This is a genomic window from Rhabdobacter roseus, assembly GCF_014202275.1.
Classification (GTDB): Bacteria; Bacteroidota; Bacteroidia; order Cytophagales; family Spirosomataceae; genus Rhabdobacter; species Rhabdobacter roseus.
This window is the reverse complement of the sequence record NZ_JACHGF010000008.1, coordinates 71,193-97,968: the sequence shown is the minus strand read 5'-3', so window position 1 is coordinate 97,968 and position 26,776 is coordinate 71,193. Positions and strand designations below refer to the sequence as shown.

Genomic DNA, 26,776 nt, shown 5'->3' with positions numbered 1-26,776 from the left:
CCACCTCATGAGAGATGGCTCTATACTGACTATTCCTAAACCCTTAACCTTTTCTACTTAAAATAAACTAACTTCTCGTTTTACAAATTGCTTTCTGCTGCTAAACCCGGCATGGGAAGTACCTCAGTAACAATGGGTGTCAAACTGTTAAAATCAAAGTTCCAGACGAAGCGAATGGCCTGAGCCGTCTTGTCAAGATTGAGCTGCCACTGCTGGGCTTCCAGCGTATTGCGGCCTTTCAGTTGCGTATTCAAATCAGCGATGGCTGCGTTGAACACCTGCTGCTCCTGAACTTTGATTTTCGTTAGTGCCGATGGCTTTTCGTTGTACAACGTCACCATCTTCTCAATCACTTCCCAATTTTCGTTTTGCGCAAAAACCGGAAACTCACTCTTAATATACGCCGCAAACTGCTTTTCGGTTCCTTTTACTAGGGCACGCGTGGGTGCTTTTACGTCTTCGTTTTTTGCCTGGGAAGTTCCCGTTCCGGGGATAAGACCAAGTACTACTCCGAATACAACTGCAAATATAATACTTCTTCTGTTACTTTTCATGGTTTTATTCAATTTTTATTTTCTCTTTATCAACGCACAAATATCCATGTAAAGTTTCATATTGCAAAGTACCTGGTGGAGCTTATTCAGAATATAATTCTGAATTAAATTCTTAAAAAGCGCTGTTTTTCGATTTTTAAAGAATCTTGAGGTTATTTAGCAAAATTATATTTGGCAATAGATTCTTCTTTGCATTAGAAGATAGCAGTCCCTCAAAACCTCAAAATTCTTTATTTAATACAATCATTGATTGAAAATATTCATGGTTTGCTGTATCCCCAAAGTACAAAAAGAAAGGACCATCTCACCGGCCCGATCCAGAATGGCGGGAAGTTCCGTCATTTCCGGGTTGGAGAAGGCATTCAGGACGTAGTCTACCTGCCGCCCGCGCGGAAAGTTATTGCCGATGCCGAAGCGCAGGCGGGGGTACTGCGAAGTACCCAGCGTCTCCTCGATGTGCCGCAGGCCGTTGTGCCCGCCGTGCGAGCCTTTGGGTTTGATGCGCAGGGTACCTAGCTCCAGTTGTAGCTCATCCACCACCACCAGCAGGTTTTCGGTAGGTACTTTAAAGGCGTCCAGGTAGTAGCGCACGGCCCGTCCGCTCAGATTCATGTAGGTAGTAGGCTTGATGAAGTAGATTTGACGACCTTTGTGCTTCCATTCGGCCACGTAGGCCAGCCGCTCAAACGAAAACCGGAAGTCGTGCTCAGCCGCCAGGCGATCCAAAACCATAAAACCGGCATTGTGGCGGGTTAGGGCGTACTCAGGACCGATGTTGCCCAGCCCGGCAATGAGGTATTTCATAAAAAATTTCGTAATTAGTGAATGGGAGTTTAATTTAAACCCAAATTTCGGGAAATATTCAAATGGCCCAAAAACGACTTATCCTTAGCAGTCCGCTCCTGGAGATCATGACCAGCCGGCTGTGCCAGCAACTTATCGAAAACCACCAGGACTTTGCGCAGTCGGTGATCATGGGCCTGCAACCCCGTGGCATCTACTTTGCCGAGCGCGTAGCCAGCGAGCTCCGCACCCGGACCGGCCGCGAAATTCCCCTGGGGCACCTGGATGCCACCTTTTACCGCGACGACTTCCGCCGCCGTGACTCGCCGCTGGTACCTAACAAAACCCGCATTCCGTTTTTGATCGAAAACCGCAACGTGATCCTGATCGACGACGTGGTGTCGACGGGCCGCATGGTGCGCGCCGCGCTGGACGCCATGACGTCCTTTGGCCGCCCCGCCAAGGTGGAGCTGCTGGTACTCATCGACCGCATCTATAACCGCGACCTGCCCATCAAGCCCGACTACGTGGGCATGAAGGTGAATACCCTGGAGAGCCAACGGGTACTGGTGGAGTGGCGCGAGCAGGATTTTGAAGCCGACCGGATTTGGCTGGTGGATTAGGTAGCTGGGCCGCACCTTCTTTAACTACTACTAGAAAAGGTACCCCTGAGCGAGGTACCTTTTCTACTTGGAAGCGATAAAGTAACCAGGTACTTTGCTCAAAGTACCCCCATGCCCTGGCCGTCGATGAGGTTGGCGATGAGCGCCGTCCAGCCAGTTTGGTGGGAAGCGCCCAGGCCGTGGCCGTCGTCGCCGTGGAAGTACTCGTGAAAGAACAGGTAGTCGCGAAAGGCCGGATCTTGCTGAAACTTTTCGTACGGCCCCCATACGGCCCTCCGGTTGTTTTCGTCGAGCCGGAAAATCCCCACCAGGCGGCCGCGCAACGCAGCGGCGATTTCGCGCAGCGCGTACGACTGCCCGGAGCCCGTAGGGTACTCCACCCTAAACTCATCGCCGTAGTACTGCTGAAACTTCAGCAGGGAGTCGATGAGCAGGTAGTTTACCGGCAGCCAAACCGGCCCGCGCCAGTTGGAATTTCCGCCGTACAGGCTGTCGTCCGACTCGCCCGGTATGTAGTGGACATCGTAGGTGGTTCCATTCAGTTCAATTTCGTAGGGATGGTCGCGGTGGTACTTGGACAACGCCCGGATGCCGTGCTCCGACAGGAACTCGTCGCTGTCGAGCATACGCTTCAGGAGCATGTGGGTGCGGTGGCCGCGCAGCAACGAAAGGAGCCGAAACTCGCCTTTGCCCGGCACGTGCCAGCGCGAGATGAGCTCGGCCAGGTCGGGCCGCTCCTGAATAAACTTCTCAACGTGCTCCTTAAAGTAGGGCAGTTTTTCGAGCATAACGGGATCAAGTACCTCCACCGCCGCGAGCGGGATGAGCCCCACCAGCGAGCGGACCCGCAGCCGGAGGTTATCGCCGTTGGGAAAGTGAATTTTGTCGTAATAAAATTCATCCTCCTCGTCCCAGAGGTTGATGCCCGTGTTGCCGATGTCGCGCATAGCCCCGGCGATGTACAGAAAATGCTCGAAGAATTTCCGGGCAAACTCCTGGTAGTGGGGCTTTTCCAGGGAAAGCTCGCAGGCGATCCGGAGCATGTTGAGACAGTACATGGCCATCCAACTGGTGGCGTCGGCCTGTTCCAGCCGGACGTTGGCGGGTAGTTCGCTGCGGTCGAAAACACCGATGTTGTCCAGGCCCAGAAAGCCCCCTTCGAACAGGTTGCTGCCGGTGGTGTCTTTCCGGTTTACCCACCACGTAAAGTTGAGCAGGAGCTTTTGAAATACCCGCTCAAGAAACTCCAGATCTCCCTTGCCGTTCTTCTTCTCTACGGCGTAAACTTTCAGGGCCGCCCAGGCGTGTACGGGCGGATTGGCATCCGAAAAGTGCCATTCGTAGGCCGGGATCTGCCCGTTGGGGTGCATGGCGCAGGCCCGCAGCAGGATCTCGAGCTGGTACTTGGCAAAATCCGGGTCAAGGCGGGCCAGTACTACCGCCTGAAAGGCCAGGTCCCAGGCCGCAAACCACGGAAACTCCCAGCCGTCGGGCATGGACATGATGTCGGCCGTATGGAAGTAGGGCCAAGTCGCGTTACGCCCCGTTTTGCGACTTTCCGGGGGCGAGGGTTGGCCGGGGTCCCCGTTGAGCCACCGGTTGACGTCGTAGTAATAAAACTGCTTGGTCCACAGCATCCCGGCAAAGGCCTGGCGCTGAATGGACCGTTCGTCGTCGGTTTGGGTATGGGCCTGAAGTACCTCATAAAAGGCGTCGGCCTCGGACTGGCGCTGCGCAAAAAGCGCGTCGAAATCAGCAAAGGCATTCTTCAGGGCTTTTTTGGACAACCGCAGGCGTATCGTCCGGCGTTCGTTGGGCGGAAGCGTGAGCGTGTATAGCGCGGCGGCTTTGGTACCCGTTTGGCCTTGGTTGAGGGTGTCGGTACCTGCAATAACAAAATCGTTGATGCCGTCTTTGCAGGACGCCGCCTCGTTGGGTACCTGGTACAGGCGTTGCTGGTTGGTTTCATTCTCACAAAAAAGGAGTTGCTCAGCCTCCTCCAGGTACCAGTGGTAGGTACCCAGCTCCGGGTGCGAGGCCTGCACGTGGCCTTCCGGGCTGGTTGTCAGGGCGGGTATTTTTTCTTTGGCCCCGCACCAGGTATTTCTAAACCACAAGGTAGGTAGTACCGTCAGGGGCGCGGCTTCCGGGCCCTGATTGTGTACCGTAAGCTTGATGAGGATGTCCTCTTCCGACGCCTTGGCGTACTCCATCCAGAGGTCGAAGTACCGGTTCTCGTCGAAAATACCCGTTTCCACGAGTTCGTATTCCGGCTCTTTTTTGCCTCTGTTGCGGCTATGCTCGATGAGTTTTTCGTACGGAAAAGCCTGCTGGGGGTACTTGTACAGCATTTTCTGGTACGAATGCGTGGGCGTAGCATCCAGGTAGTAGTAGATCTCCTTCACGTCCTCGCCGTGGTTGGATTCCTGGCCCGTCAGGCCAAAGTAGCGCTCTTTGAGGATGGGGTCCTGGTGGTTCCAGAAGGCCCACGCGAAGCACAGAAACTGCTGGTCGTCGGAAAAGCCCCCGATGCCCTCTTCGCCCCAGCGGTAGGCTTTGGAGCGGGCCTTGTCGTGCGTGAGGTAGTTCCAGGCGTCGCCGCTGCTACTATAGTCTTCCCGGACGGTGCCCCATTGGCGGTCGGCGACGTAGGGCCCCCATTTTTTCCAGTTTGGCTTGGCTAATCGTTTTCTTTCGGGGTCTTTGGGTGTTTTTTTGCTCATAGGTAGGTACCCTCACCCCTGGTTTGTGAGTTGTGTAAGGTAAGCGATGAGGGCTTTCCTAATAACTACCGTCGCAGCGAGTTGTTTATAAAATGCAGACGGTCCGGTACCCATCCCAAAAGTACCTAACTTTGGGCCGCAGCTAGTATATTTACCCCCCACGAAACGAACTACTCCATGTCACCTACCCTGGGCAAGTACCTCATCCTTATTGGCGCGCTGGTGATCCTGGCGGGGCTGGTGGTGTATTTTCTGGGCGACAAGCTCCACTGGCTGGGCCGCCTACCGGGCGACATCCGCGTGGAGAAAGAAAACTTCCGCTTCTACTTCCCGCTCACCACCATGCTGCTGCTGAGCCTGCTGCTCAACCTCCTCATCGTTTTGATCCGGAAGTTTTTCGGGTAGAGGCTTCGCCGGTAGAGGCGGGCTTGGGCTGGCCGATGTCCTCGGTTTTGTAGGCAAGTTTATTGATATAAAATACCTCCCGGGGGGTACCCGTCAACAAGGAGCGGTCGGTGCCGACGCGCTGGATGCCGTAGGCCAGGAAGTACTTGCCGTACCAGGCGGCCAGGTTGGCGTTGTCGTTGAAAAGTACCTTTTCGGTGTCGTTTTTGGACTCCAGCTGGTACTTTTCGTTTTCTACCACCACTTTTTCGCGGTGAATCACCTCGGTATGAATGTTACCTTCCTGCGGGTAGGCCAGCACAAAGTAATCATCCACGCGCGAGAGCTGCACCATTTCCTGCAACTCGTAGCTCACCAGGTCTTTGATGGCAAAGCTGTTGTCCCACTTGTAGCGTCCGTCGCGGTCGAAGCCGCACACAATGGCGTGGGTGTAGCGGAAGCCGTCCATCGAGCGGGTGTAGGCGCGGTTGAGGCCGTTGGTCATCAGGGGCGTGCTGCTGCGGTAGTTGGGGTAGTAGACCTCCGCCACCAGGATGATCTCGTCTTCGGTCTGGATCAGCGGATGCACCAGCAGCCGGTACCGGAAGCGGTTTTCCTTGCCGAGCGACTTCCGCTTGCCGATGCGGTCCAGCATCCGTTGCTTGCGCTTGGGCTTCATGTAGTTAAAGAAATTCTGCAATTCCGAAAACTCAATAAACTGCGGATCGCTGGGTTCGTTGTCCTGGATGTGCGTAATAAAAAGCCCCTGCGAGAAAGGCGTACAGCCCACCGAGTAGTTGCCAATGAGGTAGGAGTCGTCCACGTTGAGCGGCACGATCTGCCCGGAAATGAAGCTGTTGCGGTCGTTGCTGAGCACGGTACTTTTCAGCAGCTTGCCGTCGTAGTTGTAAGTTTTGATGTTAAACTGGCAGCTGCGCTTGCGGTAGGCGTAGGTAATGACGTTGATCATCCCCTCGCTTTCGTTGATGTCCACGTTGTTGATTTCCGTATTGCGCTCGTAGAGCCCCGGCAACACGCGGGTGGTATGGTCAAAGAAAGAATGGACCAGTACCACCGGCCGGTTGTGGTAGTAGCCCGCCACCAGCGCCTTGCTGCCGATGACCTTGAACTGGTGCACATCGACCCCCGAGAGCAAATCGCCCTTGTGTACGTCCAGCTCGCCGCGGGCCAGGTCCAATTGCAGGAACAGGAAATGGTCCGTGTCGGGCTCCGCAAAAAGCCAGTAAATGTAGTAGTCGCTCTGGTAGGCCATGATGGGCACGTAGCGGTAGTCGAGCTTGTAGGGCCGCGTCCAGAGGGGATTCAGGTCCGTATCGTAGCGGGTAAAGTGCCAGTACTCGTTGCGCGTGCCCGTAAATTCGTTTCGGCGTACCACCGACAACGCTCCGTTTTCGCCCAGCGAAAACACGTCGTAGCTTTCGTTAAAAGAAGAATTGACCGGAATTTCGATCCGTTGGGCCTGTTCAAACTGCGCCAGTGCCGGTAGCTGAAAGCTCAGCCCCAAGTACCCCAGCAGCAACGCCCGTAGTGTATAGTTAAAAATCTTTTTCATTAGCCTGACTGGTTCATGACTCCGAAAAAACGGAGTCGCTTCTATCCTCACCCTCGCTCCTATCCGAAAGATACAAAAAACTCGCTGACTCCTAAACGTCAAATTATGAATAAGGTTGTGATTCGATAAGGCTCCCTCCGAAATTTGCCCTAATTTTGCACGCCAGTACCCCTGGCCGGGCGCTCATTTCTATTTAATTATACTCAAAATTCGTTTGCATGAATATTGAAACTACGCTGAAAGAAGATATTCGGGTAGCGATCCGGCAGTGCTTTGACACGGCCGTCGAAGAAATCATCCTTCAGCCCACCAAAAAAGAGTTTGAAGGCTTTTATACGTTTGTCACCTTTGCCCTTACCAAAGCCCTCCGCCGCTCCCCCGCCGACATCGGCCAGGCCATCGGTACCTACCTGGCTGAGCATTCGTCGGTAGTAAGTACCTTCAACGTGGTGCAGGGCTTTCTTAATATAAGTTTAAAAGATTCCACCTGGCTGGAACTACTCCGTGCCATGCGCGCCGAAGGTACTTTTGGTACCCAGCCCGCCAACGGGCAGTCGGTGATGGTGGAGTTTTCGTCGCCCAATACCAATAAGCCCCTGCACCTGGGCCACCTCCGCAACAACTTCCTGGGCGACTCCGTGGCGCGTATCCTGACCGCCAACGGCTACGAAGTAGTAAAGACCTGCCTCGTCAACGACCGCGGGATTCACATCTGCAAGTCCATGCTGGCCTACCGGGAGCTGGGCCGGGGCGAAACACCGGAGAGCTCGGGAATTAAAGGCGACCACCTGGCCGGCAAGTACTACGTGGAGTTTGACAAAACCTACAAAAAGCAAATCGCCGAGCTGGTAGCCCAGGGCACGAGCGAAGACGAAGCCGCCAAAAAAGCGCCCTGGATGCAGGAAGCGCAGCAGCTGCTTCTTAAATGGGAACAGGGCGACCCCGAGACGGTGGCGCTCTGGCACAAAATGAACGGCTGGGTGTACGAAGGTTTTGAGCAAACCTACCGGAAAATTGGCGTAAGCTTCGACAAAACCTACTACGAATCCGACACCTACCTGCTGGGCAAGGATATTATCGAGGAAGGCTTACGGCAGGGCGTTTTTTACCGCAAAGAAGACGGCTCGGTCTGGATCGACCTCACCGAAGAAGGCCTGGACCAGAAGCTGGTCCTGCGCGGCGACGGGACGTCGGTGTACATTACGCAGGACCTGGGCACCACGGAGCTGAAGTACAGCGACTACGGCAACGACCGCTACATCTGGGTAGTGGGCAACGAGCAAGACTACCACTTCAACGTACTTTTTGCCATTTTGAAGCGCCTGGGCCGCGCCTACGCCGACGGCTGCTACCACCTCAGCTACGGCATGGTGGATTTGCCTTCGGGCAAAATGAAGTCACGCGAGGGTACCGTGGTAGACGCCGACGATCTTATCGAAACGATGCGGCAGACGGCCGAAACCCGCACCCGCGACCTGGGCAAGATCGAGGATTTTGCCAGCGAGGAGGCCCAGCAACTGTACAACACCCTGGCGCTGGGAGCGCTCAAGTACTTCCTGCTGAAGGTAGACCCCAAGAAGCGGATGCTTTTCAATCCCGAAGAGTCCATTGACTTTCAGGGACATACGGGACCTTTCATTCAGTATACCCACGCACGTATCTGCTCCATTCTGCGCAAGGCGGAGCAGCTGGCTATTGCGGCCGAAGTACCTTCGCACGAACGCCCACTGCACGCGGCCGAGCAGGATCTGATCTTTTATCTCTCGCTGTACCCGTCGCGGGTGCAGGCCGCCGGGCAGGAACTCGCGCCTTCGCTCATCTCGCTGTACGCTTTCGAGCTGGCTAAGGTCTACAACCAGTTTTACGCCGAGGTGTCGATCTTCGCCGACCCCGACCCGCAGGCCGTGCAGCTGCGGGTGGCGCTATCGGCGGTGGTGGCCAAAACAATCAAGCATAGCATGGAGTTATTAGGCATAGAAGTACCCGAACGCATGTGATTTTAAACGTCAATGATCTTTTAAAAACCCTCGCCAGGGTACTTTACCGAACTCCTATGAAAACGATTCTCTTGCTTATGCTCAGTACACTCTTCGGTATTTTTGCCGACAAAAAAGAAATTAAAATGAAACCCGACGGAGAACTCAACGCCCAAGGTACCTTGTATGACTTCAAACTAAAATCGCTCATCGGCAACGATGAGATTGATTTCAGCCAATACAAAGGCAAAAAAGTAGTGCTGCTGAACGTGGCCTCTAAGTGTGGCTTCACACCTCAGTACGCCGACTGGCAGGCTTTTCACGAAAAATACGGCGACAAGGTAGTGGTACTGGGTTTTCCGGCCAATAACTTCGGGGGCCAGGAGCCGGGCAGTGACGAAGAAATCGCCACTTTTTGTCAGAAAAACTACGGCGTTACCTTTCAGCTTTTCGACAAGATCGACGTGGTAGGTACCGACCAGCACCCGCTGTACAAATGGCTCTCCACCAAGGAGCTCAACGGCTGGAACGACACGGCCCCCAGCTGGAATTTTTGCAAGTACGTGGTGGACGAAGAAGGAAAGCTGACGCATTTCTTTGCTTCCAAAATTACGCCCAAAGATCCTGAGTTTCAAAAAGCCGTAGGCCTGTAAGCCGCTTGAGTACTGCCCCGCCAGGTACCTGGTGGGGTACTTTTTCAAGATGTCATGCTATCACCCTCTCTATTCCTCTGATGTCTCGCTGGATTGACGCCGCCCGTCCGCGCACCCTACCCCTGGCGCTTTCGTGTATCCTGATGGGTAGTTTTATGGCGGCCGCCCACGGGCAATTCAGCGCGCCGATCGCCCTGCTGAGCGCGCTGACGACCATCTTCTTACAGGTACTTTCCAACTTCGCCAACGACTACGGTGACGCCGTCAACGGCAAAGATACCGAGCTGCGGCAAGGGCCACGCCGCGCCGTACATTCGGGACAAATCACGCCAAAGACCATGCTCCGCGCCATCGGTCTGTTTTCGGTGCTGGCGCTGGCATCGGGCCTGAGCTTACTTTACCTGGCGTTGCAAAAGGCCCCGGCGGGTACTTTCTGGGTCTTTTTGGGGCTGGGGCTGGCGTGCATTTTTGCGGCCATTACCTACACGGCAGGCAAGCGCCCCTACGGGTACTTGGGCTTGGGCGATTTGTCGGTGCTGATCTTTTTTGGCTGGGTGGGGGTACTTGGTAGTTACTACCTGCACACGCTCGTCTGGAACTGGGATTTGCTGCTTCCGGCCACCAGCTGTGGGCTTTTTGCCGTAGCCGTGCTCAACATCAACAACATCCGCGACATCGAGTCCGACCGGGCCACGGGCAAAAACTCCATCCCCGTGCGGCTGGGCCGCGCCCGCGCCGTGAAGTACCACTGGTTGATCCTGAGCGTAGGGATGCTCGGTATTTTGCTTTACACCCTGATCCACTTCACGCACGTGAGCCAATGGCTGTTTTTGCTGAGCTTCCCCTTATTTATTCGCAACGGATGGGCCGTCTCGCGGCTGCAAAAGCCCGCCGAACTCGATCCCTACCTGAAGCAAATGGCCCTTTCTACGCTGCTTTTTGTGGTACTTTTTGGGCTGGGGCTGGTGCTGTAAAGTACCCCGGCACGGGCGTCACCCAGGCGAGCGCTCTGGTTTTTCTTCTTCTTCTCCAAAGTACCTAGCTATCCGTATACGCTGGCAGGTACATCGGGATTATCCCCAAATCTTAATCCTTGGTTATTCTCCTTTTACCCACGTATGCAACCGCCCGTCCTAAATGCGTGGGCGTTTGTTTTGAGAAAGCCTTAATATTGATTCAGATCATCCAAAATGAATCTGGAAACCCCCGGATAGCCCTATGCTTCATTCACTACGAAAAAACTTAGTCTGGATCGGCCTGGCGAGTCTCTGGCTGCTCAGCACGGCGGCCCTGGCCCAGGTAACAGTTCAAGGCCAAACCAACACGCTCCCGGACGGCCCCCTGGACCTGGAAGAGGCCATTGGCATCGCCTTACGCAACAATCCGCAGATCAAGCAGGCGGAACTGCAGGTACAAGCCAGCGGCTACAACTACGACCAGGCCAAGTGGCAGCGCTGGCCCAGCCTGATTTTTAACGCCTCGCAAGGCTTCAACTCGGGCCGTAACATCGACCCCTTCACCAACCAGTTTGTGCAGCAGAACGTAACGTTCAACAACTACCAGCTGAGCTCGAGCGTAAACATCTTCAACGGGTTTCAGACCCAAAATACCATCAAGCAAAACAAGCTGAACCTGGACGCCAGCCAGAAGGAGCTCGAAGCGACCCGCAACGACGTGATGCTCAACGTGGCGCTGTCCTACCTCCAGGTACTGAGCAGCCAGGAGCTGATCGAAGTAGCCCGCCAGCAGGTGGGCGCTACCCAGCTGCAGCTAGACCGCACTCAACGGCTCGTGGATGCAGGTACCTTGGCCGAAAGTAACGTGTACGACCTGCGGGCGCAGCTGGCCAACGACGAGCTGACGCTCGTAAACGCCCAGAATGACCTGGAGCTGGCCAAGCTGAATCTGAAGCAGTTTATGAATGTACCCGCCAATCAACAAGTGGAGGTAGCGGCCATCAACGCCGCCGACCCTTCGCTGCGGGCCTACGACGCCACCGTGCAGGAAGTCTATGACACCGCCATTCGGAACCTGCCCCAGGCCCAGGCTGCCAGCCTGCGGGTACAAGCCGCCGAGCGCGGCATCGAGGTAGCCAAAGGTACCCGCCTGCCCTCGCTGTTCCTGAGTGGTAGCTTTAGCACGGCCTATTCCAGCGCGGCTCCCAAACAACGCTACATAGCCACCGGCACGGGAGCTACCACGACCGAAGTACCTTCCCAGTCGCGGTTTGTGCAGATAGACGGGGTACGCGTACCGTTGATCGAGACCATTTCGACGCCCAACGGAGCCTTCCGGGATTTCAGGTACTTTGACCAGCTCGACTTCAACCGCAATGCTTCTGTAAACCTGGGGCTTCGTATTCCTATTTTTAATAACTACCAGGCCCGGTACCAGATTTCCAACGCCATCATTCAGCAGAAAAACGTTCAGTTCCAGGGGCAAATCGTGGACCAGCAGGTACGTCAGAACGTGGAGCAGGCCTACATCAACATGAGCAATTCGGCCAAGCGCTACACCGCCACCACCAACCAGGTAGCGGCCCTGCAGGAAGCCTTCCGGGTGGCCGAAAGCCGTTTTAGCGTGGGGGCCATCAACTCCGTAGAGTACAACATTGCCAAGGCTAACCTCGACCGCGCGCGGGCCAACCTGATCCAGACGAAATACGATTACCTGTTTCGTACCAAGATTCTGGATTTTTACATGAACCGTCCGCTGGTGACCGAATAGCGAACCCGAATTTTTAATACACGGATCAACAGCGGCCTTAACCAACGACCAGGCCAACGCATCCCTTACTTTTTCATACTCCCTAACTGTTACATACAATATGGCTCGTAAATCTTCTAATCGCACCTGGTGGATCCTTGGTGGTGTACTGGTACTGCTAGTGGGGGGCCTGGTGGTGGCCAAGCAAGCCGGCTGGGTCGGCCAGACCAAACCTACCGAGGTAGAGTTTGCCAACGTTAAACGTACAGATATTATCGAGCGCGTCAGCGCCTCGGGACGCGTGCAGCCCGAAGTAGAGGTAAAGATCAGCCCCGATGTATCAGGCGAAATCACCGAACTGAACGTCCAGGAGGGCGACTCGGTAGTGAAAGGACAGCTTCTATTAAAAATCCGGCCCGACAACTACGAGTCGCAGCTGGCGCGGGCTCAGGCTACCGTCAACGCCAACAAAGCCGCCCTGGAGCAAGCCAAGGCGCAGCAGGCCCAAACCGAAGCCCGCCTCATCCGGGCCAAGGCCGACTTCGACCGGAACCAGAAACTCTTCAACGACAAGGTAGTATCGGCCGCGGATCTAGAGCAAATCCGGGCCAACTACGACGTGGCCCAGCAAGACATCGAAGCGGCCAAAGCCAACGTACAGGCCGCTCAGTTCAACATCCGAAGCGCCGAAGCCGGCCTGCGCGACGCGGCCGAAAACCTGCGCAAGACCACCATCTTCGCCCCCGTGAGTGGGATTATCTCCAAACTTAACGTAGAGGTAGGAGAACGGGTAGTAGGTACCAGCCAGATGGCCGGTACCGAGCTGATGCGCCTGGCCAACCTCAACAACATGGAAGTACGGGTGAACGTCAACGAGAACGACATCATCCGGGTAGCGCTGGGCGATACGGCCGAGATCGACGTGGACGCCTACAGCTCCACCGGCCGTAAGTTCCGGGGGATTGTGCGCGAGATCGCCAACACCGCCGAGGGCCTTACCACCGCCACCGGAGCGTCCGTGTCGGCCGACGCCGTGACGGAGTTTGAGGTAAAAATCAAAATTCTGAATAGCTCGTTCAGTGACCTCATGGCCAACCGCAACAAAAAATCGTATCCGTTTAAGCCCGGCATGACGGCCTCCGTAGACGTGATCACGGAGCGCAAGCAGAATACGCTTTCGGTACCGATCTCGGCCGTGACTACCCGTAGCAACAAAGGAACGGAGAACAAGGAAGAGAAGCCCGCCGAAAACAACAACGCCAGTAGCGGCGAACCGGCTAAGGCCGCCAAGGAAGAACCCGTCAAAGAAGTGGTGTTTGTCAATAACGGCGGCAAAGCGCAGCTGCGCGAAGTCAAAACCGGCATCAGTGATTTTGAAAATATAGAAATTGTATCCGGCCTCAAGGAAGGCGATCAGATTGTGTCTGGTCCGTTCATCGTGGTATCCAAACGGCTCAACGATGGGGATATGATTGCGGTGAAAAAAGAGGAAGCCAAAAAAGATGAGAAAAAATCAAAAGAAAATTAGAATTGATGCGTTTTAACTATGTATTAATTCGATTTAGTTTAGGTTAAGAAGATGGAAATCCTGGTGGCTATGCCGCGAGGATTTCTTGTTTCCGGGCCTATGTAGTTATTCCTCAGTAAAGTACCTCTCCCGCTGCTTCTTTTTCTGCCTGTGTATTTCTTAAAATGAAATTTTAGGCTTAACTAGCCATTCGCTATTCAATAAATGTGTACGTACTAATATGACTACTTTGCCAACGGAGAAAGTGGCCGTTATAGGCGGTGGAAGCTGGGCTACCGCCCTCGTGAAGATACTCTGCGAACAACCCCAGGTACAGGTGCGGTGGTGGCTCCGCAACGCCGAAGACATTGCCCACATCCGAACCTACCACCACAACCCCAGCTACCTCAGCGACGTGTACCTACCCCCCCGAAAAGTAAAGGTGTGCGAACGGCTCAAAGAATCCATCCGGGGGGCTCAATACGTCATACTGGCCATACCGGCTGCCTACGTGCAGGAGCCGCTGCGCGAAATCAATGCCACGCACCTCCGCGACAAACGCATCGTGTCGGCCATTAAAGGCATGGTACCTACTACCAACCAGCTCGTGACCGACTGGATGCAGGATACCTACCAGGTACCCCTGAGCCACATGTGCGTGATTGCCGGGCCCTGCCACGCCGAGGAGGTGGCGCTGGAGAAGCAGTCGTACCTGACCATTGCTTCCACCGACCAGGCCTGCGCCGCCGACTTCGCGCGGCTGATGACCTGCCGCTTCGTGACGGCGCATCCGCTGGCCGATCTGTACGGCGTAGAGTACGCCGCCGTGATGAAGAACATCGTGGCCCTGGCCAGCGGCATTACGCACGGCATTGGCTACGGCGACAACTTCCAGGCCGTACTAGTAGCCAACGCCATGCAGGAAATCCGGCGCTTCGTGACGGCCGTGGACCCGCGCGAGCGCGACCTGAGTGCCTCCGCCTACCTGGGAGATTTGCTCGTCACGGCCTACTCGCAGTTCAGCCGCAACCGGCTTTTTGGCAATATGATCGGCCGGGGATACAGCGTGAAGGCGGCCCAGCTCGAAATGAAAATGGTGGCCGAGGGGTACTTTGCGGCCAAGAGTATCTATACCATGAACCAGCGCTACCAAGTACCCATGCCCATCACCAACGCCGTCTACCGCATCCTCTACGAAGGTGCCGCGCCCGTACACGAAATGGAAGAATTAAAGAAACATCTGAAGTAAAGGTACCCCTTAATTTTAGTGAAAAAGTAAAGTACCTGCCCCAAGCAGCCACGAGAGCCGCTTTGGAGCAGGTACTTTACGTAGGTTAAGGTACCTCATTCGCCGTAGCAACGTACTTCAAAAATTGCCGCCGGGCTTGTTCCGGAAGGATGCTCCACCCGGATCGTCAGGCTGCTGGTGTGGATGGCCTCCTCCCACCGAATGCTGTTGCGGGTTTGGTGGTTGGCGGTTTGTTCATACACTACCTTTCCGCGGTCATCGAGAAGCTGATACTTCCGCACGCAAAAGGGCGAGACGTCTTCGGGATGGATCATCAGCACGTTTTCGGCCGGGTGGTCGTAGTCGGTATCGAAGAAAAGCTCCACCCGCCGGATGGACCGTTTCTCCGGCCAGCGCAGCGTGAGCGCGGGAGCCGGATCGGCCCAGTCGGCCACCCAGGCGTTGGGCTGGTGGGTGGGGCGTTGCAGGCCGTTGCGGACGTGCTGCGCGCTAAACCGGTGCGCTCCCTCCCCTAGCTTCAAGGCCAGGTTTTTGCCTTTGGGACGGCGCTGCGGGCACCAGAACTCAAAGGCATCGACGCCGATGTCTTCGGTGGGTTCCTGCTTGCCGTAGTTGGATACGGCCGGATTGATGGAATTAAAAACCGAAAGTACCCCCGTAACGCGTTGGGGCGAAAATTTCAGGCGTACGTCGGGGTTATTGGCCAGCATCAGAAAGGCGTAGGTAGGTTCCGTCAGGGTCGTTTGAAAATCCAGGTGAAGGCAATTGCGCCCCGGCTGGAGCGCCACCGTTTTCTTTTCCAGCGTGAGGTCCGGCGAGTGGCTGTCCTGGCGGCTACAGATGCGGAGCTCTACTTCCAGGGTAGTGGGCTGCGTAGCGTAGGGATGAATGATGATCGTAGGTACCTTGCCGGCCCGCACGGGAATCATCTGGGCCGTGGCAAACTCCATGGGTTGCGGCTCGGCCTCTTCCCGTAGCTCCGAGAGCACCAACTCACTGGTAGCGCTGATGGTAGCCTGCTGCACCCAATCGTCTTCGTCCTGCAAGTGCCGCTGCGGGATGTGCTGCCCGTTTTGTAGCAAGGCCTTTTGTAGTTTCCCCAGGTACCCTTGTTCAGCCAGTTGGCGGGGCCGTAGGCCCAGTTCTGCACAAAGGGCCGCCGCCTGCCCTACCGCCTGGGCACCGTGGGCCGAGGTAGCCATGACCCGCGACGAGCCAAACGCCACGTGCGAGGCCGAAATAATGCGCCCCGCCAGGAAGAGATTAGTAATATTTTGGGAATAAAAACAACGGTACGGAATGCCGTAAGTACCCTTGCTGTGCCACTGGTTGCAGCCGGGCTTTTCGCTAAAGACGCCGTCGGCCGGGTGGAGGTCGATGCTCCAGCCGCCGAAGGCTACGGCGTCGTCGTGCGTGCGCTGCTCCACGATGTCCAGCTGCGTCAGCATGTAGTCGCCCTCAAAGCGGCGGCTCTCGCGCTTGCCCGGAATGGTACCGACCCACTCCAGCGTGAGGTTCTGGGCTTCGGGAAACTGGCCGGAATTTTTAATGTGGTTCCAGACGCCGTAGATCACCTTCCAGAGCTCCCACTTGATGGTCTCGGTTTCGTGGACCGTATCCAGCCGCCCCCCGTACTCCAGCCACCAGAGCTTACAGCCAAAATCCTGGGCGTTGAAGCTGCGGAAGCGGGGGATCTGTGTGATGTCCATCAGGGCAAAGCTGGGCGGCACAAACTTCACCGGACGCCCCACGTCTTTGGAATAAAAGTACATGGAATGCCCCAGGAGCTCGCCGTACTCCTGGCTGGGCGCGAATTTCTCGCCGAATTCCTCTTTCGACTCCGCGCCCATCCGGAAAGCCGCGCCGGACAGAAAGCCCACGATGCCATCGCCGGAGGCGTCGCAAAAGAGCGGGGCGCTGAGCTCGTAGCGGGTGGAGTTCTGACTACAGAAGCCTATGACCTTCGCAATGCTATCGGGATCGCCGGGTACTTTTTCTACCTCGTAGACGGCGGTATTGAGCAGCAGCGTAATGTTGGGCTCCGTCACTACTTTTTCCAGCAAAAGGGTATCGAAAATCAGCGGATTACTGTCCGGATTGCGGTACAGGTTCTCGACCAGGATCTCGTCGATCACGCCGCCTTCGCGGGCCCAGCGGTTGTTATTGCCCATGTGCGAGGTTGCCCCCAGTACCCACAGGCGCACCTCCGAGGAGGCGTTTCCGCCCAGGACGGGCCGATCCTGCACCAGAATCACCCGGCTCCCCGCGCGGGCTGCCGTAATGGCACAGCAGGTACCTGCGAGCCCTCCTCCTACGACCACCAGGTCGGCCGACAACGTACGGGTGTGGGGCGTTCTTTTGTCAACAGCGCTCGATTGAATCATCTCTTTTTTTTTTGATAATAAAAAATAGTCTTTTATTTCAATTCCAAGGTCTCCGTTAGCACCACAAAGCCCGTCGGTTTTACTACCTTCAGGAGCAGGGATTTTTCAAAACCGCTGACGGACAGGCTCAGTTCCCGGCTTTGGCCGGGCTGCAGATCCGGCAGGGGTACTTGGCCCTGGGGCGTTTCCAAGAAGTACCCCCGCAGCGGATAAGCCGGGAAGTCGTTCCGGGCCGTGACCTTCAGCCGCAGCTGATGTACCCCCTGTCCGCCCGGCTGGAAGCCTACTTTCTCCACCGTCAGAGGAGCCATTTCTTGCTGGTGCGTAGCGTAGCCCAAACGCGGCGTACGGTCGGGCCCCACGAGCCCCCAGGGGCGGTAACCGTTGGGGTTGGTGAGGTAGTAGCGGCTTTGGTAGTCGTTGTAGGTCCACCAGGCGGCTCCTACCACGTAGGGGCGCTTCCGGATTTCCTTCATGACCTCGCTGATGTGTTGTGCCTGTCCGGCTTCGCCCGCGGCGGCATCGGCCCGCACGCCCCACTCACTGATCAGGATGGGCTTGTCGGGATAGAGCTGGTGAATGTGGTCCAGAGAGCGGGCGTGGTTGCCGTAGGTATTGGTACACACAAAATCGACGTACTGGCTGGCTTCGTCCTCCGGCTTTTTGGGCAGCGTATTGAGCCGCATCGACGCGAAGGTATACAGCCGCGTGGGGTCCAGCTCCCGCGCGTAGGCAATCATGTCCTTGGTCCAGCGCTGGCCCGCGGGCTGCTCGGAAAGGTACTCGTTCCCCACGCTGTAGGCGATCACGCTCGGGTGGTTCCAGTCGCGCTCCACCATTTCGCGAAACTGCTGCCGGAACTTCGTCCGGATGGTGTCGTTGTCGAGCTGGTTGGGCGTAAGCTGCCAGTTGCCCGCTTCGGTGATGATCAACATACCGTACTGGTCGGCCAGGTCGTAGAAGTACTCCGAAGGCGTGTAGTGCGTGAGGCGTTGAAATTCCATGCCCGCCTCCTTCATGAGCCGAAAATCCTTCTCAATGAGCCAGTCGGGCTCCAGTGATCCCATACCAGGGTAGTCAATGACGCGGTTGCCACCGCCCAGCCGCAGCGGCTGACCGTTGAGCAGCAGCTGGGCGTTCCGCACTTCCACTTTCCGAATCCCGAAGCGCGTAGCCATCGTATCGGTCCCCACGGCTACCTGGAGCTGATACAACGTAGGCGAATCCAGGCCCCAGAGCCGGGTTTGGGCCGCCGTCAGGGTAGTCTCGGCCTCCAGGACGAGCGTCTGCCCGGCCGATACGCTCACTGCTTTCGTTTTCCAGTTCAGCGAAAGTACCTTCCCGTCCAGCCGTACCTGGTAGTTGGCCTTGGGCGAAGCCGCCTGTTTGGAGGCATTGCGCACCCGCACTTGGGCGCGGAGCGTAGAGGTACCTTTGGCCAGGTCGGGCGTGGCTTCTATTTTCAGATTCTCCACGTATACCTCGGGCTCCACGGTCAGGTATACGGGCCGGGTCAGGCCGCCGTAGTTGATCCAGGCCGGAAACGAGCCGTTGATGTCGTCGTTGTCCTTCACCGCGGGCACGGTGTTGAGCTTCCAGGCGTTGTTATTGACCGACACCGCCAGCAGGTTTTCGCCCGCCTGGAGGTAGTCGGTAACATCAAACTGAAAAGGCGTGTAGCCTCCCTCGTGGGTACCTACGGGCTGGCCGTTGAGCCACACCTGCGTCAGGTAGTAGGCAGCATCGAAGTGCAGCAGTACCCGCTGGCCGGGTGCGGGTTTCCAGGCAAACGTCTTACGGTACCAGGCCGTGCCCGTATAAAAGAGGTACCGGGGGTCGGCCGAGAAGCAGTGTGGCACCGTCACTTTATCCTGCCGGTTGTTTTGGGTAATGTTGGCGCGGTACCAGCCACCGGCCACGCCCCGGTCGGCCAGGTCGAGGGCGAACGTCCACTCGCCGTGCAGCGGAATGGCGTCGGGGTACTTGATGTGGTACTGGGCCTGTACCGATAGGGTGAGAAATACTAAGGCTAAGCAGAGAAGGGTCCCTGGTTTTTTCATGTGGTGATTTGATTGAAATAATAAAGAAAAAGTTGTTCATAGGGTCAGGCTTCGGTTCTTTCCGGCCTGTGGGTACTTTGGGGTACTTGGCGTCCCCGCGCCGACCAGCCGACCCAACCCGCCACGAGCAAAATCACCAGCCCCACGCCCACGATGAGGCCCACATCCCGGCCCGCGTGAATACCCAACCCCGCAATGCCCAGCCCCGTGAGGCCAAAGCTGATGGCGATGGCGCGCAGGGCAAAGGTATTTTGGGAAGGTACCTGTCCGGTGGGCTCGGCCCTCGCCACTGCTTCGTCGGCGGCTTGTTGGCCTGCGCGCCACTGCTCGAAGCGCTCGTACTGCACATCCGTAGTTTTGGCCCTATAAAGTACCCATTCGAAAAGAGCCAATAAAGCAAAAGGCAGCCCCACGCCCACGAGCATTTCGGCGGCCCGGCTGAGTTTATAATCAAAAGCCAGGGGCGTCACGAATTTGAAAAACAGCCCCACGGCCAGGCTTACCAGCGACACCAGCAGGATGGAGCGGGCGTTTTGGCGACGGGAAAAGAGCGTCCACACCACCGGCAGCAGCAGCGAACCGCCCGAAATGGCCCCAATGCTCAGCACCAGATTGACCAGCCCGCCGATGTGCGGCACGGCCAGGGCAATCCCGATCGATACTAAGCCGAAAACGACCGTCATGCCGCGCCCTACCCGCACCATCGCCTGGTCCGTCGCCTGCGGACGTATTAATTTTTTGTACACATCGTTGGTAAAAACCGCCGCCAGCATGTTCAGCAGCGTGTTGGCGGTACTGGCCGTGGCCGACACCATCGCTGCCAGCATAAGCCCCACCAGACCCGCCGGAAGTACCGTCTGGGCCATGAGCATGTAGGCGCCTTCGGTCTCCAGCCCTTGCAAAGACGGGTTGAGCGCCCGAAAGACCATCGGCGGCAGCATCCACAAAAACGGGCTCACCAGGTACAGGCCCGCAAACAGGTACGCTACCCGCTTCGACTCCCGTGGGGTCTTGACGCTCGTGTAGCGCTGTACGAAGGCCCAGCTCCCGCCAATGTAGATGATGTGGTAGAGCGTAAAGGCCAGCGTGAAGCCCAGCGTGTATTCGCCATTGAAAACGTTGAAAAAATCAGCGGGTACTTTTTGAACAAAAGAGCCAATGCCCTCGGCCCGCTCGAACGCCAGCGGCACCACGATGAGCACCGCCGCCAGCAGAATCACGAACTGAAGTACGTCGGTCACCAGTACCGCCCACAGACCGCCCATGGCCGTATAGAGAATCACCATGAGCCCCAGGGTAATGATGCAGGCCTCCAGCGAAAAGGGCGTGGCCACGTACACCAGCTTCCCCACCGGATAAAGTACCCCCCCCGTGATAAACAGCGACACCACCGTGAGCAGGTAGGTAAACAGCTGCTGCACACCCGTACCCAGCCGACGGCCAATGTAGTCGGCGGCGGTGAGGGTGCGGGTTTGTTTCCAACGGGCGGCGATGAAGTAGGCCGTGATGAGCCCGCCGATGCACATGGTGAGCTGAATGGTGATGGCCACAAAACCCAGATTGTAGGCAATAGACCCCCACACTACAAAGGTACCCGCCGACAAAAAACTCATGAACAGCGAGAGCCCGCTCACCCACCAGGGGGCCGCCTCGCCCGCCGCAAAGAAGGATTTGGCGTTGGTACCCGTGCGGGAAAAGGCCAGACCAACCAGCATCTGGAAGACCGCAAAAACGGCCATGACTATGAAATCGAGTTGTTGCATGAAAGCGACTGATTGAGCGGGTAGTTTGGGTTAAAAATCGACGGCCAGTACCTGAATCCCGAAGGCGGGTAGCTCTACGGCTAGCGGAGCCTGGGCACCGGGAGTGCTGGCCTCTGAGGTCAGCCATTTCATACTCTTTATGATTTTGCTTTTTCCCTCACCTAGCTTCTCGGGCTGGAGCTGCAGGGTCGTTTGGGTAGGCTGGGCGCGGTTGTTGAGCAGCACTACGTACAGGCGCTGGGTACTTTCCGAGCGCGCCAGCAGGTAGTCTACCACGGGGCTTTGAACTTCTACCAGCCCATCGCGCACGATGAGGTGGGCCTTCTCGCCGTACAAGGTACCCGGCGCAAAACCGTACGTCTGGTGCGGACCTACCTTGGGCGTGACAAAGCCGCGCGGAAACGACACCTTTCCGCCCGAGCGTAACTCGGCCTCGGCCAGGAGGTAGTCGGTGATCCAGCCCACCTGCCACCAGGCGTGGTGCGGGTACGGCCCCGCGCCGCGGTTCATGGCGTTCCAGTAGTAGGAAGCCACGCTGGTTTTGGCATCCACGAAGGCGTCGCGCCCGATGGCCGCCTCCCGGGCCATGTCGGCAAAAAGGGCCTCGCCCGTGAGCTGGTGCATCCGCACAAAAAGCCCCGCGTGGCTAGCCAGCTGAATGGGCCCGTGCCGCGTAGCCGAGCCAAAGATACCGCCGTGCTCGAAGCTCAGTCCGGCCTGGGCTATTTCCCAGTCTTCGCGCGGGGTACCGTTCACCGTTTTGGGCGCACGGCTTGGGATAGGGTGGGTATAGATGGAGCCCACGTAAATCTTGGCCGCCGTCACGGCCGCTTCCTGGTAGCGTTTGTTTTTGGTCAGATCATACAAATCCAGCAGGGCCTGCGCCGACTGCCCCGTGGCGAAGTCGGGGGCGTAGCGGGCGTCGCCGCATACCCCCAGGAAAGCGCCCGTTTCCACGGCGTTTTTGACAAACCAGTCGGCTCCCTTCTGGGCCGCTTTGAGGTACTTTTCGTCCTTCAGGATGCGGTAGGCCACAATCAGGCCGTAGAAAGTCGGGCGCAGGTCTTTGATGTCTTTAAAGGTTTCCTGCTCGGTGTGGCGATCGTAGGCCACGGCCCAGCTCCCGTCGGGCTTCTGCCAACTCAGCAGCCGCTCGGCCCCCAGGCGCAGACGCTCTTTTAATGCTTCGTTGGTAGGTTCGAAGAGCAGCATGTTGCCTACGTCCAGCATCACGTAGTAGGTCAGAGCCATGGGTTCCACCACTTCGCCCCATTCCTCCACAAACTTTTTCTTTTTGGCCAAATAGTATTGTCCTTCTACCGAGCCCTGAAAGTACCCCGCGTCGGTTTGCTGCTGCACCAGTTTGAAGTTTTCGGCGGGCGGAAGTACCTTTTGCGTCAATTCAGGGTCCTGAGTGGCGTGGGCCAGCATCCACATCGCGCCGTAGTCGGAGTTTTTCATGGCGTCCTTATCCGACCCCACGACCCCACCTAGGTACGACTGCGCCCCGATCTGCCGCCCCTTGTATTCTTCAATATTCCACAGCGACGTCTTCGGGTCGGTGAGGTACTTGTGCATTTGCTCGATGCGGTCGGTGAGCGACTGGGTACTTTGGCGCAGCGCCAGGCCTTCCTTAAATTGATAAATATCATAAATGGCGTGCTTCAGGGCCGTGAACCAGTCGCCGTCGATGAGGCTGTACCGAAAGCCGTAGCTCAGTTCCTGCCCCGCCGCGCGCTCCGACTCGTACTCACCCAGCACGGGGTAGTAGAGCGTGGGCGAAAGCTGCGCCTTGCGGCTCATGTGCGAGAGGCCCAGGTGCCAGTCTACCTGCGTGATTTTGTCCTTGGCCCAAGGGTCGCGCGCCAGGCCCGGCTCGGCGATGATGGCCAGCGTAATGCCCCCGCGGGTACTTACCAGCGGAGCCAGGGTACTGGCGCAGCGCTCGCGGTAGACCACCGGGCGGTTCGGGATGCCGTGCCCGTAGGCGTAGGCCAGCGCGAAGTTTTTCTGGATAAAATTCCCCTGAAAGTACCCCGGCACCGACGCCCAGGCCAGCTTCGGCTCGTCGAGCGTGGCCAGGGCCGGGCTTGCCAGCGAAAAGTACCCCTTCCGCTTCGGGATGAGCCGCTGCTCCACCCGAATGTCGGTAGGGTACTTTTCGTCCAGTTTCCAGTCCGAAACCACCGTGGCGACCTCCGTCTCGTGCCGAAATTGCAGGTGGTTTTTCGCTATTATTTTCACAGATTTTGGAAAAAAATGGTAGGCCTGTCCCGCCGTGTTCAAGGCCACGGCGGTGGTACTTTCCTTCCACTGCTCCCGCTGGTAGTGGTAGTTGTCTTCGGGGAATTTCCCGCCGGTGATTTTCTCAAACGTCTCGGCGGCCTCGGTAGAGGGTTTGGTGTCGGTGAAAAGCAGCGTGTACTCGCCCGAGGGCGTGAGTTCTTCCACCCAGCGGGTACCTTTCTTCACCGCCACCTTCTGAATCCGCCAGCCCTGGGGCGAATCCTTCCAAACTACTTGTAGGCGCTCATTGCTTAGGCTCGTGGCGGTGCCCGTTTGGGCCAGGGCGGGCAGGAGCCCGAGCAGCCAGCAAAACAGAAACAAAGAAGTTTTCATGCCAGAATATTTTTTACAAAAATGAATTAATAATCGCGAATGCATCATCGGAATCAGGGCTTTAACAAAAGGGGTTTACTCGTACGCAGCTGCCCGTCGGGGGCTTCTACGGTGATGGAAAAAGAAAAGGGTTGGGTAGGTGCTACCTGCGGAATGGTGAACTCGTAGGGGTAGCTCGTGTCGGTGAGCGTCACGGATTTTCCATCGGGGGCCAGGTACGTCAAAAGTACCTTCCGCACCGTTTGTTCGTCGGCCACGCAGTAGGTATACACGGTGGCCGGGGCCTTTCCAAAGCTAAGTACCATGCTGTGGGTGCCGGTGGTTTCGTCTTCGAGGTAGCCCGTTTGCCAGGTACGTCCCTGCGCCTGCACGAAGTCGCGCTGGAAGGTAGGCGCCACGGGTACTTCCCGGATCACGCAGGCCGTCAGGCCCTTGGCCGGTACCTGCACGCTGAATTGATGGCCCCGTAGCCGCTGGCTCTCCCGCTTTTGGTTGTTTTCCCAAAGCTCCAGCACGTAGGTTTTGGCGGGATGTAGGGGTACTTTGGTGGTGTTGAGCGTAATCTCCGACGTCACGGCTTCCGATGCCTGGTTGCTAAAAGCCAGGTAGAGGCTGTTGTTGCCGTAGGCCGAAAGGTAGTTGAGCTCCTCCGAGAAGGTCGTGAGCAGGCCGTCGGGCAGCCAGAGCCACACGTTTTTTTCGCCGTAAAAAGTACCCGGCAGGTGCCCGTAAAACTTGCTTTGCAGGTAGGCGTAGCCTTCAATAAACTCCGAAGGAAAATCCACGTTCCCCGCCGAGCGCACGTAGGCGTCCGTCACGAGGTAGTCGACCAGCAACGAAAGTTGCGGCCAGATGTGGTTGAAGTGGAACGAATTCACGCTCAGCTCCTTGAACGGGCGCAGGGGGTAGTCGGGCTTTTCGTAGACGGTAGTACGGGCGGTGTTGATGTGGTAGCCGGGAAAATTGGCGTAGCGCCCCACCACCGCCGCGCGGGCTACATCCTGTAAAAAAGTATCCTGGGTCAGGTATCCGATGCGCAGCATCCAGGGCGCGTAGTTGGTCATGAAAATGCCCCGGTGCCCGCTGGCCGTCCCGGAGCTTTCGGGCGTAAGGCCAATCTCGGACACGCGCCAGGCGGGTACTTTCTCTTCCGCCGCGGGCATGGGCTGGTGGCCCTTGCTGGCCAGGTACCAGTACACCGGCGCTTTTCCGCCTTTGTTTACTACGATGTCTTGCGCCGGAATACGCGGTGCAAACCACGCAAACTGCGCGTATTGCCGCGCGCCCCGGCGGGCCGCATCCAGGAAGTCGGCCCGGCCCGTTAGCTCGTAGAGCTGGAAGAGACTAATCCAGTCGGGCGTGAAGCCGGTCCAGAAAAAGTACTCGGCACCTGCTTCGTCAAAACCCGTCATGGGCTGGTTCACGCGCCCGGCCAGGTACTTTTCGGCCTCCGTGACGGCGCGAGCGAGGTAGGTCGTTTGGCCCGTGGCCCGGTACAGCGCCAGGGCGTTTTGCCAGCGGTTGCCTACCTCCAGTTTTTCCAAATTACGCGCCCGGCTGCGGCCAAACTCCCGCTCGGCCAGCTGCCGAAAACCAGGCGACTGCCGCTGGGAAATGTTGTAAAGCGCCGTGAGCTCGCTAATGGGCGCGGCCGGCCCGCGCATGGCCCGGCTGGGGTGTTGGATTTTTTGTTTGGGATCGAGGGAAAAAAGAAATTTCTCGCGCGAGAGTAAAAACTCCATGATGGGGTACGCGCGCTGCTCGTAAATGTCCCGGCGGTCGGTGAGCAGGGCCAGTTCCAGCGGGTTCAGCGCCGATACGTTCTTGACGGCCCCGGCCACGTCGGTGGAGTAGGCGCAGCCCTTGAGGCTATCCACAAACCAGCTGTAATCGCTCATGCCGTAGCTGATCATGTTTTCGATGGTGCGGTTCAAGGTACCTACCCCGGCATTGCTCCGGTACTCTTTAAAATCGTAGAGCTCACGGGCAATCTGCTCAAACGCATCCGGACAGCTACCCGCGCCCACGTAGAGGTAGTGCCGAAACGCAAAGCGGTCGCCCGGCTGGCGCGCCGACTCCTTCCCGCCCAGCACCGGAGCTACCAGCTGCGGCTGGGCCTGCCCCTGCGCGTTGCGCAGCATGACGCCAAAGCGGCTGTTGTCCAGCAGGGGCAACGGCTGAAACGGAAACTCGTCCGGGTGTGCCACCACGCCCACGGCCGTACCCTGGCTACTTACCAGCGTGGTGGGCAGCGGGCACTGAAAGGCCGCCGTGAGGTAAGGACGATCCGGAAAACGCTTTTCCTGCCAGATCAGCGGCTGCCAAATATCCGTGAGCGCGTCGGGCGCGAAGGCGGGTGCACCCTCATAAACCACCGAAAAGTACCCCTGCTTTTTGGGCGTGAGCTCGTAGCGCAGCAGCGGGTAGGCTTTGCCGGGAGCCAGCGACAGCTCCGCCGTCAGGGTGTAGTTGGGCTGCGCGGGAAAATGAAGTACCCAGCCACCGGCCTTCTTTTCGATCCGGCGGGGCTGTAGCAAGGTACCTTGGGCGGCCTGCGTTAGCTGCACGGTGCGGGCTTCTTGCCGGGCGCTCAGGATGCGGTCGTCGAAGCCGTCGCCCTGCTGCTGGTCGTTGCGCTCCACGGCCTGCAAAAGCTCGCCGGAGGTACTTGCCTGCCAGCTCAGGACGTTGTACTGCACGTTGGGAATACCCGCCGGCCGCAGGGCCATGCCGGGATCATCCGGCCGATAAAGTACCCTATAAGTACCCGAAAAAGTCGCCGATTGCTTACTCTCCAGCGCCGTCACCACAAAGTACCCCTCCGCGCTCCGCCGGATGCTGAAGCGTTCGTTGGTTTCGGTTTCCGCAAAATCCGCCCGGGGTACTTCGGCCTTCAGGACCGTGAGCATTCCTACCAGAACGGCTACTAGCCGCATTTTCATTTTTTATACTTTAGTCAAATTTACCTAGGAACCTTCTCGTAGGTACCTGGTCGTTTAGTTCTTGGTTTCCCGGATCAGATCGTGCAGAGCCGGACTCGTCCAGGAATCATACAGGATTGTATTGATGAAAACTATTTTTCAACGTCTAATGAGGCTGTTAGTCTGCGCGTACCAAACGGCTATTTTGGATAAAGCCACTTTGGATAAAGCCACTCTTATTTTCTTTCATCAAGAGGGCGGTTGATTTAATGGACAAGTCCATTTCGGGGATCTTAGC

Annotated in this window: 17 protein-coding genes; 8 read left to right on the top strand and 9 right to left on the bottom strand. The window is 57.2% G+C overall.

Features of this window, described 5'->3' with window-relative positions:
• Positions 1–80: 80 nt before the first annotated feature.
• Both HNQ92_RS20800 and pth read right to left on the bottom strand, forming a co-directional pair.
• A complete protein-coding gene (locus tag HNQ92_RS20800) occupies positions 81–554 on the bottom strand; it encodes a hypothetical protein (protein ID WP_184176886.1) in 474 nt (157 codons plus the stop codon).
• A gap of 243 nt (positions 555–797) precedes the next feature.
• Positions 798–1,358 carry an aminoacyl-tRNA hydrolase gene (pth, locus tag HNQ92_RS20795; protein WP_184176884.1) on the bottom strand — a complete coding sequence of 187 codons (561 nt, stop codon included), beginning with the start codon at positions 1,356–1,358 and terminating at the stop codon, positions 798–800.
• A gap of 62 nt (positions 1,359–1,420) precedes the next feature.
• On the opposite strand from pth, the gene pyrR reads away from it, so the two are divergent.
• A complete protein-coding gene (gene pyrR, locus HNQ92_RS20790; RefSeq protein ID WP_184176882.1) occupies positions 1,421–1,960 on the top strand; it encodes a bifunctional pyr operon transcriptional regulator/uracil phosphoribosyltransferase PyrR in 540 nt (179 codons plus the stop codon).
• A gap of 98 nt (positions 1,961–2,058) precedes the next feature.
• Here pyrR and HNQ92_RS20785 read toward each other — a convergent pair whose 3' ends face one another.
• A complete protein-coding gene (locus HNQ92_RS20785) occupies positions 2,059–4,683 on the bottom strand; it encodes an MGH1-like glycoside hydrolase domain-containing protein (RefSeq protein WP_184176880.1) in 2,625 nt (874 codons plus the stop codon).
• Between the two features lie 177 nt (positions 4,684–4,860).
• Here HNQ92_RS20785 and HNQ92_RS20780 point away from each other — a divergent pair, with 177 nt between their 5' ends.
• A complete protein-coding gene (locus tag HNQ92_RS20780; RefSeq protein ID WP_184176878.1) occupies positions 4,861–5,088 on the top strand; it encodes a DUF2905 domain-containing protein in 228 nt (75 codons plus the stop codon).
• Here the strand turns inward: HNQ92_RS20780 and HNQ92_RS20775 are convergent.
• The gene (locus HNQ92_RS20775; RefSeq protein WP_246440555.1) at positions 5,057–6,640 is read right to left on the bottom strand and encodes a hypothetical protein; all 1,584 of its coding nucleotides are present in this window, start codon (positions 6,638–6,640) and stop codon (positions 5,057–5,059) included. The genes HNQ92_RS20780 and HNQ92_RS20775 overlap by 32 nt on opposite strands.
• Positions 6,641–6,858: 218 nt before the next feature.
• Between HNQ92_RS20775 and argS the strand changes: the two genes are divergently transcribed.
• From argS to HNQ92_RS20745, 6 genes are all read left to right on the top strand, one after another.
• Positions 6,859–8,637, top strand: a complete 1,779-nt coding sequence (gene argS, locus HNQ92_RS20770; RefSeq protein WP_184176876.1) for an arginine--tRNA ligase — start codon at positions 6,859–6,861, stop codon at positions 8,635–8,637.
• 56 nt (positions 8,638–8,693) lie between these two features.
• Positions 8,694–9,269, top strand: coding sequence for a glutathione peroxidase (locus HNQ92_RS20765; protein ID WP_184176874.1), 576 nt, complete (start codon positions 8,694–8,696; stop codon positions 9,267–9,269).
• Positions 9,270–9,349: 80 nt separating this feature from the next.
• Positions 9,350–10,243, top strand: coding sequence for a 1,4-dihydroxy-2-naphthoate polyprenyltransferase (locus HNQ92_RS20760; protein ID WP_184176872.1), 894 nt, complete (start codon positions 9,350–9,352; stop codon positions 10,241–10,243).
• Between the two features lie 244 nt (positions 10,244–10,487).
• Positions 10,488–11,996, top strand: a complete 1,509-nt coding sequence (locus HNQ92_RS20755) for a TolC family protein (protein ID WP_184176870.1) — start codon at positions 10,488–10,490, stop codon at positions 11,994–11,996.
• Between the two features lie 100 nt (positions 11,997–12,096).
• The gene (locus HNQ92_RS20750) at positions 12,097–13,503 is read left to right on the top strand and encodes an efflux RND transporter periplasmic adaptor subunit (protein WP_184176868.1); all 1,407 of its coding nucleotides are present in this window, start codon (positions 12,097–12,099) and stop codon (positions 13,501–13,503) included.
• Between the two features lie 220 nt (positions 13,504–13,723).
• A complete protein-coding gene (locus tag HNQ92_RS20745) occupies positions 13,724–14,731 on the top strand; it encodes an NAD(P)H-dependent glycerol-3-phosphate dehydrogenase (RefSeq protein ID WP_184176866.1) in 1,008 nt (335 codons plus the stop codon).
• A gap of 95 nt (positions 14,732–14,826) precedes the next feature.
• Here the strand turns inward: HNQ92_RS20745 and HNQ92_RS20740 are convergent, their stop codons facing one another.
• Genes HNQ92_RS20740 through HNQ92_RS20720 form a run of 5 tightly spaced genes read right to left on the bottom strand, consistent with a single transcriptional unit; the run spans position 14,827 to position 26,499 of the window.
• A complete protein-coding gene (locus tag HNQ92_RS20740) occupies positions 14,827–17,115 on the bottom strand; it encodes an FAD-dependent oxidoreductase (protein ID WP_184176864.1) in 2,289 nt (762 codons plus the stop codon).
• Positions 17,116–17,147: 32 nt separating this feature from the next.
• Positions 17,148–19,175, bottom strand: a complete 2,028-nt coding sequence (locus HNQ92_RS20735) for a glycoside hydrolase family 2 protein (protein WP_184176862.1) — start codon at positions 19,173–19,175, stop codon at positions 17,148–17,150.
• Between the two features lie 44 nt (positions 19,176–19,219).
• Positions 19,220–20,938, bottom strand: a complete 1,719-nt coding sequence (locus HNQ92_RS20730; RefSeq protein ID WP_184176860.1) for a sodium:solute symporter family protein — start codon at positions 20,936–20,938, stop codon at positions 19,220–19,222.
• A 30-nt stretch (positions 20,939–20,968) separates the two neighbouring features.
• Complete coding sequence (locus HNQ92_RS20725) at positions 20,969–23,557, bottom strand: glycerophosphoryl diester phosphodiesterase (protein ID WP_184176858.1); 2,589 nt, start codon at positions 23,555–23,557, stop codon at positions 20,969–20,971.
• A gap of 53 nt (positions 23,558–23,610) precedes the next feature.
• The gene (locus HNQ92_RS20720) at positions 23,611–26,499 is read right to left on the bottom strand and encodes a glycoside hydrolase family protein (protein ID WP_184176856.1); all 2,889 of its coding nucleotides are present in this window, start codon (positions 26,497–26,499) and stop codon (positions 23,611–23,613) included.
• Between the last annotated feature and the right edge of the window lie 277 nt (positions 26,500–26,776).

Excerpts from the sequence above, each read along its gene's own strand:
- HNQ92_RS20800 (WP_184176886.1), bottom strand. The coding sequence starts at position 554 with ATGAAAAGTAACAGAAGAAGTATTATATTTGCAGTTGTATTCGGAGTA.
- pth (WP_184176884.1), bottom strand. The coding sequence starts at position 1,358 with ATGAAATACCTCATTGCCGGGCTGGGCAACATCGGTCCTGAGTACGCC.
- pyrR (WP_184176882.1), top strand. The coding sequence starts at position 1,421 with ATGGCCCAAAAACGACTTATCCTTAGCAGTCCGCTCCTGGAGATCATG.
- HNQ92_RS20785 (WP_184176880.1), bottom strand. The coding sequence starts at position 4,683 with ATGAGCAAAAAAACACCCAAAGACCCCGAAAGAAAACGATTAGCCAAG.
- HNQ92_RS20780 (WP_184176878.1), top strand. The coding sequence starts at position 4,861 with ATGTCACCTACCCTGGGCAAGTACCTCATCCTTATTGGCGCGCTGGTG.
- HNQ92_RS20775 (WP_246440555.1), bottom strand. The coding sequence starts at position 6,640 with ATGAAAAAGATTTTTAACTATACACTACGGGCGTTGCTGCTGGGGTAC.
- argS (WP_184176876.1), top strand. The coding sequence starts at position 6,859 with ATGAATATTGAAACTACGCTGAAAGAAGATATTCGGGTAGCGATCCGG.
- HNQ92_RS20765 (WP_184176874.1), top strand. The coding sequence starts at position 8,694 with ATGAAAACGATTCTCTTGCTTATGCTCAGTACACTCTTCGGTATTTTT.
- HNQ92_RS20760 (WP_184176872.1), top strand. The coding sequence starts at position 9,350 with ATGTCTCGCTGGATTGACGCCGCCCGTCCGCGCACCCTACCCCTGGCG.
- HNQ92_RS20755 (WP_184176870.1), top strand. The coding sequence starts at position 10,488 with ATGCTTCATTCACTACGAAAAAACTTAGTCTGGATCGGCCTGGCGAGT.
- HNQ92_RS20750 (WP_184176868.1), top strand. The coding sequence starts at position 12,097 with ATGGCTCGTAAATCTTCTAATCGCACCTGGTGGATCCTTGGTGGTGTA.
- HNQ92_RS20745 (WP_184176866.1), top strand. The coding sequence starts at position 13,724 with ATGACTACTTTGCCAACGGAGAAAGTGGCCGTTATAGGCGGTGGAAGC.
- HNQ92_RS20740 (WP_184176864.1), bottom strand. The coding sequence starts at position 17,115 with ATGATTCAATCGAGCGCTGTTGACAAAAGAACGCCCCACACCCGTACG.
- HNQ92_RS20735 (WP_184176862.1), bottom strand. The coding sequence starts at position 19,175 with ATGAAAAAACCAGGGACCCTTCTCTGCTTAGCCTTAGTATTTCTCACC.
- HNQ92_RS20730 (WP_184176860.1), bottom strand. The coding sequence starts at position 20,938 with ATGCAACAACTCGATTTCATAGTCATGGCCGTTTTTGCGGTCTTCCAG.
- HNQ92_RS20725 (WP_184176858.1), bottom strand. The coding sequence starts at position 23,557 with ATGAAAACTTCTTTGTTTCTGTTTTGCTGGCTGCTCGGGCTCCTGCCC.
- HNQ92_RS20720 (WP_184176856.1), bottom strand. The coding sequence starts at position 26,499 with ATGAAAATGCGGCTAGTAGCCGTTCTGGTAGGAATGCTCACGGTCCTG.